This is a genomic window from Chryseobacterium sp. C3, from assembly GCF_014218905.1.
Classification (GTDB): domain Bacteria; phylum Bacteroidota; class Bacteroidia; order Flavobacteriales; family Weeksellaceae; genus Chryseobacterium; species Chryseobacterium mucoviscidosis.
In genome coordinates this window covers 37,367-51,466 of the sequence record NZ_JACLCU010000006.1, presented here as the reverse complement: position 1 = coordinate 51,466, position 14,100 = coordinate 37,367, and the positions used below count along the sequence as shown (strand labels likewise).

Here is a 14,100-nt window from a genome sequence, read left to right as displayed (position 1 = left end):
TTAATAGTTTTTTATTTAAAATTTGCCTTTTCAGTCTCCGTCATGGTTTTAGACTGTGCTGCAAATTTTTTAATATAACTTTTTAAAGCAGAATTCTGTTTGCTGTAATTATTAATGAGAAATACCTTATCATCTTTAAGACTTCCTCTGTAACCTACAATTTTCGGAATGTTTTCCTGAACACTCATGCGGATCAGTCTTAATTCAGCATTATTCGGATTGCTTTTAATAAGCGCTTCAAGATTGGTTGCTCCCGATTTTACCAAAGCTTTTCTGTTGTTTTTGGAAATTTTTGCCTCCATAATCTGCGCTGCCGCTTTATATCCCTGAATTGCCGCATCCGATCCCGAAGTTTTTTCGGCTAAACTGATGAACGCTTCTGTATTAGCATTAGAGCTGCTTGCTTTGGCATAACTTTCTCTCAGAGATTCAAGACCCGACTGAAAAAAAAGCATAAAAGCGGTGATGAACGAAAAAATTAATTTCATTTTGTCAATTTTTGATAATTTACCGACATTTTTAATGCAATAGTCTCGCCAAAAGAAGTCGTGTTCTTTACTTTTACATCTCCTTCATTTTCAGTAATATCAAGCTGAATTTTCAGATCCGGAGTTTCAAAAGGATTGATGATTGCCATAAACTTTACATTCGATGCCGTTTTTAAAAATAATGAAGAGCCGGTAAATTCTTCCGTAAGTTCCTTCACGATCTGCATCATACAAACTCCCGGTGTTACAGGATTTCCCGGAAAATGTCCCTTAAAAATATCGTGATCTTTATTCAGGGAAATCTGAGCGGTGAAACTTCCGTTTTCCGTTTTTTCGGAGGATTGTAACGTATAAAAGTCTGTAAGTATTGTCTGCATGATGTATTCTGTTTCAGTTATTTGAAATCTTTTTCTGAATTTTAAAATTTCAAAAAATTTAATATTTAAACCTTCGCGAAGATATGTTTTTTTGAAAGGAAAAGAAAATGGTTTTGGTCATCAACATCAATTCTATTTCTTAAAATGGAACGTGTAATAACCGCCAATCTGAAAAACCATATTTGAATTGGAAAACAGGAAAGAAGAATTTTCGTGATCTAGCATCGATGCAAAACCTTTTTTAATTCTTACTTCAACCCCCAGATTTTTAAAAATATCATAACCAAGACCTCCCGAAAAACCAAGATCAAGTCCGGAATTGTTTTCGCCGACAGCCAAATCCAGAAACGGACCGGCAAAAACACTGAAATTTTTAATATAAATTTTATTTGTAAGCTGAACCCCGATAAAATTATAATGCAGTCTTTTTTCCGGAAGAACTCCGTTTTCTGTAGTGTACTGTAAATTGGTTCCCTGTCTGGAATAGTTTACTTCCGGTTGCAAAGCATAACGTTCTGTAAATCTAATGTTTCCCTGTAATCCAAAGTAGAAATCGGTTACCGTTTTCAGACTTGTATGGATTACTTTTTCCGGGTTTTCATCTTCATGAAGATAAAAGGTTTCATTGCTTCGGTTCGTAAGATTGGCAAAATTTACTCCCACTCTTATTCCGGGATTGAAAGTAACCTGAGCTGATAAAAATCCGGAGATCAGAATCAGCAAGGCAAAAATCTTTGTTTTCATGTAAGGTTATTGGTTTTCGGTGATCTGGAATAATTTTATATTGATTTTAAAATCTTTATGTTGTAAATTAAGACTGTCTGCAAACGTACTTTTCTTTGCATCAAATGTAAAATCGATCTTTTCCTTTTTGTTTTTCGTGTAAACGATTTGTTTTAACAGATTATTTTCTTTGTTGAAGAACAAATAATACCCCTTCTTATCCATTTTAGAAAGGTAAATCTTAGAATTTTTGTTTTCAAAACTTTCTGTTACAGGATATTTCTGCTTCAGAAGCTGCTGAAAATCATTCCTTAAAAAATTAATCACAATCTTTTTATCCAGATCAGGAAGAACATAATTCAGCTTGAAATCATCCTCAGAAATCTCAAAATCAATCAGTTTATTCCCAAAATCAGAAGTCAGAACCACACGATGGGTCGTTTCGCTGATTTTTTTGATAATTAAAATTCCGCTTACATGATTTTTATAAATATCCATCTGACATTTATACACATAATCTTCCTTGGATGAAAAATATAAATTTTCCACCGCTTTTTCAGAAGACGGAATCGGTTTTACATCAGTTAGCGTGTACGTTTTACACGATGTAAACAGAATGAAAATCAGACTATAAGCTAAATTCCGAAGCTGCAATAGGCGCATTGATCTTGGTGTTTTTGAAAACAATATTCGTGGTGTCTCCCGAAGCTTCCGTCATATTAACCTGTGAAACCGTAGATTGATTTTTAGGAAAATGCAGCTCGATCTGCTTGATGTACTTTAAAAGCTGAGCCGATTTCGGAGTAAATTTAGCAATGTTTGAAGTCGCGTTCTTTAGGTAAGAAACAGAGAATTCAGGATCATTGAACATCTGTCCGTTTGAACTTCCTACAATAAGTTTGTTGATTTTTTCAAATGTTTTGCTTTTTGCATCCACCGAAGATTTTTTACCCTGATCATTAATCAATATTTTGTTGTCTTTAAAAACAATACTGTATTGATAGGGTTTTGTGTACTTCCAGCTCAGTATATTCGGCGTTTTCAGAGACATTCTTCCGTAGGTGACAATGTTTTTATCCAAAAAATCCATCTTTTTGGTCTGGATAAAATCTGCCTGTAATGTTTTAATTTCTTTGGTTTCAGATGAAACTTTAGCTACAAACGCTTTCGCTTCCGCTCCCGACATCGCCGTGTTTTGAGCAAAGACAAAAGTCGAAATTAATAAAAGAGTGCTTAAAGCTATATTTTTAATCATTGTTTAACGTCTTTAAATTTAACCACATGGATGACAAGGGTTTCACAAAGGACACTATTAAAGAATATTTATTAATAATTCTTGTCTTCCTGGTAAAATCATTGTGGACTTAGTGGCTTTCAAATTTATCAATTGTAAAAGTTGAATAATTTTTCTGCTTCAAAAATACTAATAAATCCTCCAAAACATTGTACGTTTTTTGTGAAGTATCATGAAGAAGTACAATGCTTCCTTTTTTTAAATTTTTCGTTACTTTCTGGTAGATTTTTTTCTCATCTTCTGTCATCGTATCAAGAGAACGGACGTTCCATCCGATGCTTTTTTTCCCAGTTTTTTTGATCGCTTTGGCAATATTCGGATTGGTAACTCCGAAAGGCGGTCTGTACAAATTGGTTGTTAAATTTCCAATTTTAAGCATCACTTCATCACATTTCTCAATTTCCTCGACCATTTTTGAAGTCGATAAAAATCCGGTATTGTTAGAATGTGAAAGAGTATGATTTCCAACGGTATGACCTTCCGCAATGATCCGTTGAAAAGTTTCAGGATATTTTTCAATCTGTTTTCCGATACAGAAAAAGGTTGCTTTTACCTCGTTTTCTTTTAAAAGATCTAAAAATTTTGGAGTGAATTCAGTCGGACCGTCATCAAAAGTCAGTGCCACTTCTCTGATTTTCGTTCTTTTATGCGTAATGCTGTTGACAAAATATCCCAGTTCAATATCGAAAGAACCCCAGATTACAAGCGCAGAAAACAGCAAAAAACAGAACAGATACACCCAAAAACTTCCGTGAAACGCGAAAATAATAACGTTGCAGAAAAGATAAAATAAGATAAATAGATAGTGTTTCATCTTTATTGTCTTTAAATTTTGGGTTTAAAATATTCACAATCTGTATCAATGCTGTCATTCTGATTGGAGCTAAGCGGAATGAAGAATCTCAAATTAATATTCTTAATGTTTACGCTAAAATTAACCATTAAGTTTTAGTTTAGAAGTTAAAATTATTAAGAGATTTCTTCTTCGTCGAAATTACAATTATGCCTAAATAAAATGCTCCTGTGAACGGAGCCTATTTTCAATCAAACCTCACAGGTTTTAAAAACCTATGAGATTTTAATTTTAAGCTTTCCCCAACAAAACCAGACTGTGATCATTTCCTCCTAAATGATTGTAAAGCAGAACATTTTTAATCTCTCCTTTCTTCAGATCATTAATCATCATCACTTCCGGAATCTCTTGATTTTTAAGAATATGACAAGCCATAAACGTCGAAAAACCACTTGCCGTATTATATTCACCACTCAAATGTTTATAATACAGCAAAGCCGAATTTTCAAACAGATCCATTGCATTTTTGTAATAAACATCCGATTTTACATCTCCACTGAAACCTAAAATAACCGCATCGATATCTTTATTCGTCAAATTATTTTTAGCTAAAAAATCTTCAATAAACTGCTGAGTTTCTTCTAAATCTAATTTGTTAGTAATCTGAATATCTGTTAATTGAGCATAAGAGCTTTCTGTTTTATCTTTTCCTAAAACAAAAAAACTGGCACCTTCTCCCCAAATAACACCTTCTGTTTTAGAATTCAGAAAATCAACCGGAAGATTTTCTTCTTTTTTAATGGTTTTATTTAATTGGTACAGTTCCATTACTCTTTCGGTCTGTTCATCGGTGGAACCGACCAGAACGTTTTCAGCTTCACCGTCATTGATCTGTAATTTTCCATCTAAAAACGAAAATTCCAGAGACGACGAAGTGCTTACATACGTGAAATTGTACGCGTGACATTGCAAACCTAAAGCGATTTGTCCTGCAACCGTATTGTGAGTAGACTGAATAAAATAGGTCGGAGTCAGAAACTCTTCATGATTATCCAGCACATTTTTCAGAAACTTTTCCGAATCCTGAGAACAGCCCATTCCGGTTCCTGTGATAATCGCATCTGGATTTTCAATTCCTGCTTCTTTTAAAGCGTATTGAGAAGCTACGGAACTCATTTTTACCGTTTTAGACATTCTTCGGATCATTGCAGGAGGAATGAATTCTTTGTAAACAGGTTCAATAGCTTTTAAAACCTGAACTGAATTTTCAGGTTTGAGATTACGGAAAAAATCTTCATTTAAAGTGTCCTGAGCTGAAATACAGGCTGCACTGTTGATGTAAACGGCACTCATGATTTTGAGAAAATTAAAGTTGAACAATTTCCTCCAAAACCAAATGAATTGGAAAGAACGTGGTTGATGTTTTTCTCTTTAAGCTCCGTTACCGGCGTTAAATCAAATTCTGCCATTTTTGTTTTAAAGTTCAGATTCGGGAAAATGATATTATTTTGAATCGCCAAAAGAGAATACACGGCTTCAATTCCCGCCGCCGCAGCGAGTGTATGACCGGTAAACGCTTTTGTAGAACTGAATTCCGGAACGTTGTTTTCACCGAAAATCCGGATCATTGCAATTCCTTCCGATAAGTCATTATTTGGCGTTGCCGTTCCGTGAACGTTGATGTAATCGATATTTTCTTTATCTAAGCCCGAAACTTTTAATGCTTTTTCCATCGCTAAATAAGCTCCCTGTCCGTTTTCCGAAGAAGCAGTTTGGTGATGCGCATCATTGGCATTTCCGTATCCTGAAAGATAACCCAGAACTTTTTTATTTTCTTTTTTTACGACTTCATCAGATTCCAAAACGATGAAAGCGGCAGCTTCACCCAGATTCAGACCTTTTCTGTCGTTATCGAAAGGCGTGTTGTAAGAATCCGTAAGAATCATCAACGTATTGAAACCGTTCAAAGTAAATTTTGAAAGAGAATCTGTTCCGCCGACAACTATACGGTCTAAAACACCGTTTTTAATGAGTTTTGCGCCCATCATAATAGCGTTTGCCGCCGATGAACACGCTGTACTGATGGTGGAAACCATACCTTTTAATCCGAGACAATCAGCGATTAACAAAGACGAATTTCCCGCATCGTGAGAGTCAATGTATTTTTGCTTTTCAGGAAAGTCTTCATAGGAGTAGAAATATTTTTCGGTAACATCCATTCCGCCAACGCTGGTCGAAGAAATCAGTCCCGTTTTATATTCATTGATATCCGAAATTCCGGCACTTTCCACAGCTTCTTTTGCCGCCATCATTCCTAACAGAGCGGTTCTTGTTGCATGATGATCTTCTTTAAGCTGAAGTTTTGCGGCAAGTTCTTCATTAGACAATTTGATTTCGCCAGTTTTGATATTTCCTTTATGGCGTGTTTCAAACAAAGTAATGTCCGAAATCCCGTGCTTTCCGGAAGTCAGCGAACTCAGATTTTCCTCCACATTGTTTCCAATGGCGGAAATGATGCCCATTCCTGTTATGGCAATTTTTTGACCCATCTTTTAGTAATGTACCAATGTATCAGTTTAACAGCATAACAATATTGGTACATTGCTAAATTGATACATTGTTAGATTGAATTATTTTGTTCTGTTTTCTTCGATGAATTTTGCCATGGTTTCGATGGACGTAAAAATCTCCTTTCCTTTTTTCGGATCGGCTAATTTTATTCCGTATTCTTTATCCAAAAGAACGATAAGTTCTAACGCATCAATAGAATCCAAACCAAGACCACCGCCAAAAAGAGGATCTGTATCTTTGATTTCTTCTACTGCAACGTCTTCTAAATTAAGAACTTCTACGATTTTGTGTTTTAATTCTTCTCTTAAGTTTTCCATAAAATTAATTTGAAAATATGTTAATGAGACAATTTGAAAATGTATTAAATGTTATGCCTTATTGATATGATTTTACATGTTCAAATCAGCACATTTTCAAATTATCAAATTTATAATGTCAGCAAATATACAAAAGCTTTGTAACTTTCCTGATATAGTTCTACCCAGCCACACAATACTTTATCTGCCTTTCCGGACTGTAAAAGCTGTGCTGAATAATTGTTTAAAAATTCTTCATCCAATTCATCCAAAACAAAAAACGCATTTTCGGTCTGCATTTTGTGTCTGATGCTGATTTCGCCCACGCAGATATTCGGTAAAGTATACACAAAAATCGCGGGACTCGGAAAGTAGTTTTCCTGAGAATTGATGCTTTCCTGATATTTGAAATCCGTGTCTAAACTTGATGATCTGTTTGCGAAAACCAATGCGGTTCTGCTGTGATCTTCATCTTTTAAAATTATTTCAGAAGCAAGAAAAGCGAGTTTGCTTAAATGATCCATTTTATGAAATTTCGGATAATTCAGCGCTAAACTTTTATAAGCTTCTTTCACAAAGTCTGAAAAATTTTCAGTTGGGGTTTCAAAAATAACCTCGTTGTTGAGAGTAATTTTTGAATGTTCTATGGTGCAGATGTCTGTTTTCTTCATGAATAAAGTTTAAGGCTTTTTTGTTGGATTTTGATGGGTGTTGAAAACAGATAGTATAATGATTTTGTTATCAATAATATCAAAAATTATGAGATAAGGAAATTTCTGTACAAATGCTTCCCTGTAATTTTTTTTAATCTCGAAATGTTTTGGGTAGTTTTGAATTCTAACAAAGTATTTGTTTAATTGCTTCATGAATTTTTCGCCCAAGCCTTTTTGTGCATTTTCGTAATAAATATAGGCTTCAAGAATTTCTAAACCTGCTTCTTCCTGTATAATTAATTCATAAATCATTTTAAAGCAGATTTAGCTTTTTCCTGAACTTCCTCCCAAGTGTAAGATTTGCTTTCCCCTTTTATATATTTTTCTCTTCTTTCATTTATTACATCGTAGTGTGAGTCTGGAACAGAATAATTATTTTCCTCTTCTTCAGCATCAATAATTCCTTTGAAAATGCGTAAAATTCTTTCATCGGCAATATCAATGAATTCGTGAATTCTTTTTCTGATGTCTACTGTGGATTCCATTTCCTAAAACTTTAATTTTATAAAATTACAAAATTATTTTCAGCATTTTTTCAAAACAATCGCGGCATTACATCCCCCAAAACCGGAAGCTGTTTTCAGAATATATTTAATTTCTGCGGATTGGTTTTCTCTGATAATGTTCAAAGGTTGGGAAGTTCCTGTTACTTTAAAGTTTTTAGACGGAATTAAAGTTTTATTCAAGGCACTTTCCATGGAAATAATACTTTCCAGCAATCCCGATGCGCCCAAACAGTGCCCGTAATACGCTTTTAAACTGTTTAGAGGGGTATTTTGTAAATTCATTCTGTTGAAAGCGATGGCTTCCATTTCGTCATTATAAATGGTTGCCGTTCCATGTGCAGAGATAAAATCGATTTTTTCTGCTGAAACCTGGGCTTCTGTCATGGCGTTGTTGATGCTTGCAAACAATCCGTCTCCTGTTCTCGAAGGTCCGGAAATATGGTTTGCATCGTTAATAGCAGAGTCTCCCAGAATTTTAAAACTAAAGTTTTCGTTTTCATCTTGTTTTGAAGTGATGTAAACTGCCGCTGCCGCTTCGCCGATATTGATTCCGTCACGATTTTTATCGTAAGGTTTACAAATCTCGGTTCCGATTGCCTGAAAAGAATTGAAACCTGAAATCACAAATTCTGAGATTTCGTCTCCGGCAATAACAAAAGCATTTTTATATTTTCCTGCCTGAATCATATTTTTGACAACACTTATTGCCATTACTCCCGAAACACAGGCATTAGAAACCACAATCGGGTTTGTTTGAAATCCGAAAAAATCAGCTATTTTTTGTGCTAGATTGGAAAGAAAAACGCTTTCGGGTAATGTTTCCTGATTTTTTAATAAGCTGATGTTTCCTTTTGTGGTAGATAAAATAAAAGCGGTTTCTTCTGAGATTGAGTGTCTTTCAACCAAAGGCTTTAAACTCAGCAAAAGCATTTTTTCAAGTCTTGTGAAGCTCACGTTGTCATTGGCTAAACGCCGAATCTCCGATTTCTGAGGGGAGTCGAAGAATCTATTGAATTCGTTATCTAATTTCTCAGAATCAATCATCGAAGCATAAAAAGGCTCCTGATTTTCGATGATTTTATGTAAACCTACGCCGGATTTTCCTTCAACAAGAGCATTCCAGTTTGAAGAAACATCAAACCCCAAAGGTGTGACGCAGTTATAATCCGTAATATAAACTTCTTTCTTCATCAGAGTCCCATTTTATCTTTCCATTCCTGAAAAAATTCAGGATTATACAAGCATAAGTTATTGTCGGAATCCAGAAAAACCTGAATGGTTTCCCCTGAACAGACCAATTTATCTTCTTCGTTAAAAAGCTCATATTTATAGATCAATTTCGCAGAATTTGAATTGACGAAAGTCGTTACAATTCTGAAGGTTTCGCCATATTTTAAAGGCAGAAAATGTTCGCAGGTGCTTTTTACAATGGGCGTTACAAATCCCGCTTTCTGAATATCAAGATACGTTAAACCGTGCTGTCTTCCAAAAGCTTCTCTTCCGTCCTCGAAATACACGATGTAATGTCCGTGCCACACAATTCCCAACGGATCTGTTTCGTTGAATCTTACGCGGACTTGTTCTGTACAGCTTAATATATTTTGACTTTTAGCCATTTTTCTATTTGAAACATTAAGATTTTATTTTAAGAAGTTAAGCGATTTAAGCTTCACGTTCTTAAATAAAATCAATCTATTGATTTCTTAATTATAGTTTAAATTCTTAGAGCCTGTTTAAATTTTAATAAAAAATTTTGTTAAAGGTTTTCCGAGGTTGGATATTTGAAAAAAAAATAAAATGTACCCAACAGATTTAACAGAAAGCCAATGGCAATATATAAAGAAAACGATGAATCTGAAAGAGCGAAAAAGAAAATATTCTCTTATGGTGATTTGGAATGCTTTATTCGAAGAGAATACTTCGAGGCTTGCCTCGGGGTCAAAGCGGAAAAGTTTGAAAAACGCAGGGTTTTTCATAACATTTTGAAAAAGTGTAAATTTGATCTGTGGATGAGCATATTTACAAAAGACACAATAAGAGCTTGCTTTTATACCATTTGGTTTTTCCAATGAAATATAGGAGAGAAGTTTTAACAAAAGAGATAGGAGAGAGTCTTCAATTCATTTGTGTTGGAATTTCAGAATGTTACGAAGTTCAATTTGTAGAGATTGGATATGAGTCGGATCATGTTCATTTTTTAGTTCAAAGTGTTCCAAGCATGTCAGTTTCCAATTTAGTAACGATTATAAAAAGTTTGAGCGCACGAGAGTTATTTAAAAAGCATCCAGAAATAAAAAGGATTTTATGGGGAGGGAATTTATGGACGAGCGGTTATTATGTTAATACTGTTGGTCAATATGGAAATAAAGATGTTATACGGAAGTATATTGAAAATCAAGGAAAAGAAAAAGAATATAAAAAAATCCACGGCGAACAACTCAAACTATGGGATTGACCAATACCTCGAGGCTTGCCTCGGGGTAGTTTATTATATGTCATAGAAACAGGCTGCCAATGGCGTATGATGCCTAATGATTTTCCCAAATGGCAGTTGGTTTACTACTATTATAATAAATGGTCTGATGCTGAAGATTTTGATTTATTGCTAGCCCAACTACGAGAAAAAGTACGTTTAAACAAAGGTCAAAACAGAGCCCCAAGCTTAGGGGTTATGGACAGCCAAAATGTAAAATGGGGAAATAACCGTTCATTAAACGGATTTGACGGGAACAAAAAAGTAAAAGGAAATCGAAGATTCGACGAAGTCAATTAAGCGGCATATAGTGGTAGACAAAAACGGATTTCTATTAGCAATAATGGTAACTGTAGCCAACGTTTATGATGGTAAAGCGGTGGAATTATTAATGAGAACCCTGTCTTACTTTTTAAGTCCTGTAAAAGTTATTCTCGCTGATGGCGGTTACAGAGGAGAGATTATAGAGGCTGTAAAGAAAAAATTTGGGTATCTTATTAAGGTTGTCATGCGTTCAGACGGGAGAAAGTCAGGCTTTAAGCCTGTTCATAAAAGATGGATTGTAGAACGTACATTTGCATAGTTTGATAATGACAGGAGATTGTCTAGAAATTACGAGTTATTAATGGAAACATCGGAAAACATGGTCAAATTATCTGCTATAAAACTTTTATTGAACAAAATTTAAACAGACTCTAATTTCCTAATGCGTTATAGTCAATTATCAATTTTTAAAAGAAAAAGATTTAGGAATTATAAAAAAATCTATAATATATTGAGATTGTGAATATTTACTTATTTACTTTATTTGTGATTTAAATTTGTATTGAATTTAAATAACTTTAAGTAGTTTAAATTATTTTTAATGATTTTTATAATTTTGTGATATTTTTTTTAGTTTATTTAGTTGTTATTTGTTTTTTTTATTTTTTAAAATGAAATAACTATGAAGGTTAACATAAATGATTTTATTTTTTTTAAATTTTTAACATTAAAAAGTTGTTAATGTTAAAATTTATTAACATTTTTGTTTTTCTTAAATATTAAAATTTGTTAATATGAATGTGAAATTACGTGTCTTAAGTGCAGGAGTACTATTTTTTTTAGGCCAAACTGCTTATGCACAAAAAACAAAATCAGATACACTTCCAAAAGAAAAAAATATTGAAGAAGTAGTAGTGACTGGTTATCGTACAAAAAAAGCTGATGAGATTACTCAAGCACAGTCTGTTATTGGTAGTGAAGAGCTAAAACAACAGTCAAATACTTTATCTTTAACAAATATGTTGCAAGGTAAAGCGCCTGGAGTTTTTGCTCAAACCCTTAGCGGACAGCCTGGTAGTTCAGGCTCTATTACAATTAGAGGTTTTTCTAACTTCTCTAACACTGGTGCTTTAGTTGTTATTGATGGTCAATATTCAACTTTCGCTCAATTAAATGCTTTAAATCCAAGTGATGTAGAATCTCAAGTAATTCTGAAAGATGCTGCTGCAACTGCGCAATATGGATCAAGAGCTTCTGCGGGGGTTATTGTTGTTACAACTAAAAGAGGAGCTAAAGGAAAAACTAACTACAGCTTTGAGTCTAGATTTGGAACTTCTTGGAAGGTTTCAGATAAGGAGATGAATTTCCAAATGATGGATGCTGGGCAGAAATTAGCTTATGAAAATGCAATAGCTCCTCTTGTGGGTAATACTCCATGGACAGATGCTGAGGTTGCTACATTAACAGCTCAAAATCACGACTGGCAAAAAGATGTTTTGAAAAACTCTACAGAAGAATCATATTTTTTTACTGCAAATGGAGGTACCGACAAAAGTTTATTTTACTATTCTTTAGGATATGATAGTAATTCAGGTATTATTCAATATCTAAATGCTTTAAAAAGATATAGTGCAAGATTTAATTTTGAAAACCAATTAAATGATAAAATAAGAATTGGAATCAATACATCTTTACAATATCAACAGACCCAAAATCAGAGAGATTTAAATAATGCTCAGAATCCATTTAGATTTATGTATTCTGCAAACCCTTATGAGGCTGTATTTTTACCGGATGGTTCATATAATCCAACAAGTGCAGGTTTCCCTGTATTAGAGGCATTACAGAGAAATAGATCAAATAATAGCAATCTTAGAATAAATGCTAATATTTTTGGAGAATATAAATTCACCAATTGGTTAAAATTCAGATCATCTCTTTTCAATACTTTTGCGCAACTAAAAGGTAAATCTATTTTGGAACCGGGTTCATATCTTGATGTTATTCTTGGATTAAATGGTCAGGTTAGTCAGTCAAATAACGATTTATACTATCTTACAGCCAATCAAAGGCTAGACTTTGATAAAAAGTTTGGCTTACATAAAGTTAGTGCAACAGCATTTTTTGAATATAGTACAGAGGATACTAATACGATGACTGCTACTGGAAGAAATTACAGAACACCGGGATTAGATATTTTAAGTAATATGGTTACTCCATTTGCTACTGCGGGTGGAAGAACACAGACCAGAAGAACAGCCTTAGCGTTATTAGCTGATTACAATTATGATTCTAGATATTTGGTAAGTGGATCAATTAGAAGAGATGGTAGTTCGAGATTTGGTTTGGATAACCAATATGGCGTATTTTGGAGTGCAAGTGCTGCTTGGAACATCGCAAAAGAATCATTTATTGATATTCCAAACTTAAGAGCGTTAAAGTTAAGAGGTTCTTATGGTATTGCGGGTAATGATGCTGCTATTCCTGACTATGTAAACCAACCTTATGTAGGATTTGGATTATACGGGCCGAGTGCAACTACGGTTGTTCCAACAACTATTGGAAGTAGACAATTGGAATGGGAGAAGGTTAAAATCACAAACGTTGGTTTAGATTTTAATTATTTTGATAGATTTAGAGGATCAGTTGAATACTTTATTAACAAGCGAAGCGATTTCTTACAGCTAATTCCTAATGCTACTGTTCAAGGGAGTTATACAGCTTATTCAAATGCTGGAGAGTTAGAAAATAAAGGTATTGAAGTTGATCTTTCTGCTGATATTATCAGAAAGCAAGATTGGAATATTCAGCTGAGAGGAAATTATTCTAATATCAAAAATAAAATCTTAGCTTTGAGAGAAGGTGAAACATCTAGGAATATTGGAAACAATAATAAACTGGAGGTTGGAGAGATGCCTTATTATTTCAGAATGGTAAGATATGCAGGTGTAAATCCTAATAATGGAGAAGCTTTATATTTTACAAATAGAACTACTGCTAATGCGGGAGAGACATTCTATGATTTGCCAGAAGGAAGGGTGACAAATTTTTATTCAACGGCAGATATTCAGGATATTAAAGATAAGTCGCCTTATCCTAAATTTTTTGGGGGATTTGGAGCTACATTCTCATACAAGAATTTCAGTATTGTTGCTGATTTCACCTATAAATTTGGTGGCTATGCTGTAAATAATGAGGCTCTAAATAGATTAGACCCATCACAATTTAACACTAACAAATCTGTAGATGCTGTAAATTATTGGAGAAATCCTGGAGATACAAATGTTCTTCCTGCACCTAATCCAGATGGTATTTGGATGACAGATTATTTCTTGCAGAAAACAGATTATATTAGATTTAGAAGTTTAAATGTAGGATATACTTTTGATAAAAATTTCTTAGGAGAGAAAATTCCTTTAAACTCAATTAGAGTTTACGCACAGGCTCAAAATCTTGTTCTATGGACTAAATTCCAAGGAGATCCTGAGGTTGCCATAGGTTCGGGTGAAGGTAATACTGATGTTCCGGGATCGTATACATTATACACTTATCCTACTCAAAAAACTGTAACTTTCGGTGTTGAATTACAATTTTAAAATTGG

General features: G+C 33.9%; 18 protein-coding genes. 4 read left to right on the top strand and 14 right to left on the bottom strand.

Translation table 11 applies throughout. The features are described 5' to 3' along the window. Window positions 1-11 precede the first annotated feature (11 nt). The 14 genes from H6W53_RS14345 to H6W53_RS14280 form a co-directional block, all read right to left on the bottom strand. Entirely contained in the window at window positions 12-488 is a 477-nt protein-coding gene (locus H6W53_RS14345; RefSeq protein ID WP_185207763.1) for a hypothetical protein, read from the bottom strand. After that, window positions 485-865: a 3-hydroxyacyl-ACP dehydratase gene (locus H6W53_RS14340; RefSeq protein ID WP_185207762.1), complete on the bottom strand. Its 381-nt coding sequence runs from the start codon at window positions 863-865 to the stop codon at window positions 485-487. The genes H6W53_RS14345 and H6W53_RS14340 overlap by 4 nt, the downstream gene beginning before the upstream one ends. A gap of 132 nt (window positions 866-997) precedes the next feature. Beyond that, complete coding sequence (locus H6W53_RS14335) at window positions 998-1,609, bottom strand: porin family protein (protein ID WP_185207761.1); 612 nt, start codon at window positions 1,607-1,609, stop codon at window positions 998-1,000. 6 nt (window positions 1,610-1,615) lie between these two features. Then, a complete protein-coding gene (locus H6W53_RS14330) occupies window positions 1,616-2,251 on the bottom strand; it encodes a hypothetical protein (RefSeq protein WP_185207760.1) in 636 nt (211 codons plus the stop codon). Further along, window positions 2,217-2,843 (bottom strand): LolA family protein, encoded by a 627-nt coding sequence (locus H6W53_RS14325; RefSeq protein ID WP_185207759.1) that lies wholly within the window; start codon window positions 2,841-2,843, stop codon window positions 2,217-2,219. Before H6W53_RS14325 ends, H6W53_RS14330 begins: the two co-directional genes overlap by 35 nt. A gap of 109 nt (window positions 2,844-2,952) precedes the next feature. Beyond that, window positions 2,953-3,696, bottom strand: coding sequence for a polysaccharide deacetylase family protein (locus H6W53_RS14320; RefSeq protein WP_185207758.1), 744 nt, complete (start codon window positions 3,694-3,696; stop codon window positions 2,953-2,955). Window positions 3,697-3,966: 270 nt separating this feature from the next. Continuing rightward, window positions 3,967-5,028: a beta-ketoacyl synthase N-terminal-like domain-containing protein gene (locus tag H6W53_RS14315; RefSeq protein ID WP_185207757.1), complete on the bottom strand. Its 1,062-nt coding sequence runs from the start codon at window positions 5,026-5,028 to the stop codon at window positions 3,967-3,969. After that, window positions 5,025-6,224, bottom strand: a complete 1,200-nt coding sequence (locus tag H6W53_RS14310; protein ID WP_185207756.1) for a beta-ketoacyl-[acyl-carrier-protein] synthase family protein — start codon at window positions 6,222-6,224, stop codon at window positions 5,025-5,027. Before H6W53_RS14310 ends, H6W53_RS14315 begins: the two co-directional genes overlap by 4 nt. Before the next feature lie 81 nt (window positions 6,225-6,305). Next, a complete protein-coding gene (locus tag H6W53_RS14305) occupies window positions 6,306-6,563 on the bottom strand; it encodes a phosphopantetheine-binding protein (RefSeq protein ID WP_116099687.1) in 258 nt (85 codons plus the stop codon). Window positions 6,564-6,673: 110 nt separating this feature from the next. Further along, complete coding sequence (locus tag H6W53_RS14300) at window positions 6,674-7,213, bottom strand: 3-oxoacyl-ACP synthase (protein WP_185207755.1); 540 nt, start codon at window positions 7,211-7,213, stop codon at window positions 6,674-6,676. Between the two features lie 9 nt (window positions 7,214-7,222). Beyond that, window positions 7,223-7,507: a type II toxin-antitoxin system RelE/ParE family toxin gene (locus H6W53_RS14295; protein ID WP_185207754.1), complete on the bottom strand. Its 285-nt coding sequence runs from the start codon at window positions 7,505-7,507 to the stop codon at window positions 7,223-7,225. Further along, complete coding sequence (locus H6W53_RS14290; RefSeq protein WP_072884292.1) at window positions 7,504-7,740, bottom strand: hypothetical protein; 237 nt, start codon at window positions 7,738-7,740, stop codon at window positions 7,504-7,506. Before H6W53_RS14290 ends, H6W53_RS14295 begins: the two co-directional genes overlap by 4 nt. A 39-nt stretch (window positions 7,741-7,779) precedes the next feature. Continuing rightward, window positions 7,780-8,952 carry a beta-ketoacyl synthase N-terminal-like domain-containing protein gene (locus tag H6W53_RS14285; protein WP_185207753.1) on the bottom strand — a complete coding sequence of 391 codons (1,173 nt, stop codon included), beginning with the start codon at window positions 8,950-8,952 and terminating at the stop codon, window positions 7,780-7,782. Next, the gene (locus H6W53_RS14280; RefSeq protein WP_185207752.1) at window positions 8,952-9,377 is read right to left on the bottom strand and encodes an acyl-CoA thioesterase; all 426 of its coding nucleotides are present in this window, start codon (window positions 9,375-9,377) and stop codon (window positions 8,952-8,954) included. Before H6W53_RS14280 ends, H6W53_RS14285 begins: the two co-directional genes overlap by 1 nt. Before the next feature lie 389 nt (window positions 9,378-9,766). Between H6W53_RS14280 and tnpA the strand changes: the two genes are divergently transcribed. The 4 genes from tnpA (at window position 9,767) to H6W53_RS14260 (ending at window position 14,094) form a co-directional block, all read left to right on the top strand. Continuing rightward, window positions 9,767-10,216, top strand: coding sequence for an IS200/IS605 family transposase (gene tnpA / locus H6W53_RS14275; protein WP_185207751.1), 450 nt, complete (start codon window positions 9,767-9,769; stop codon window positions 10,214-10,216). 66 nt (window positions 10,217-10,282) lie between these two features. Then, on the top strand, window positions 10,283-10,534 hold the full coding sequence (locus H6W53_RS14270) for a hypothetical protein (protein ID WP_185207750.1): 252 nt from the start codon (window positions 10,283-10,285) through the stop codon (window positions 10,532-10,534). Between the two features lie 10 nt (window positions 10,535-10,544). Next, window positions 10,545-10,817: a transposase gene (locus H6W53_RS14265; RefSeq protein ID WP_317169754.1), complete on the top strand. Its 273-nt coding sequence runs from the start codon at window positions 10,545-10,547 to the stop codon at window positions 10,815-10,817. A gap of 475 nt (window positions 10,818-11,292) precedes the next feature. Then, window positions 11,293-14,094 (top strand): SusC/RagA family TonB-linked outer membrane protein, encoded by a 2,802-nt coding sequence (locus tag H6W53_RS14260; protein ID WP_185207749.1) that lies wholly within the window; start codon window positions 11,293-11,295, stop codon window positions 14,092-14,094. The last annotated feature ends 6 nt before the right edge of the window (window positions 14,095-14,100 follow it).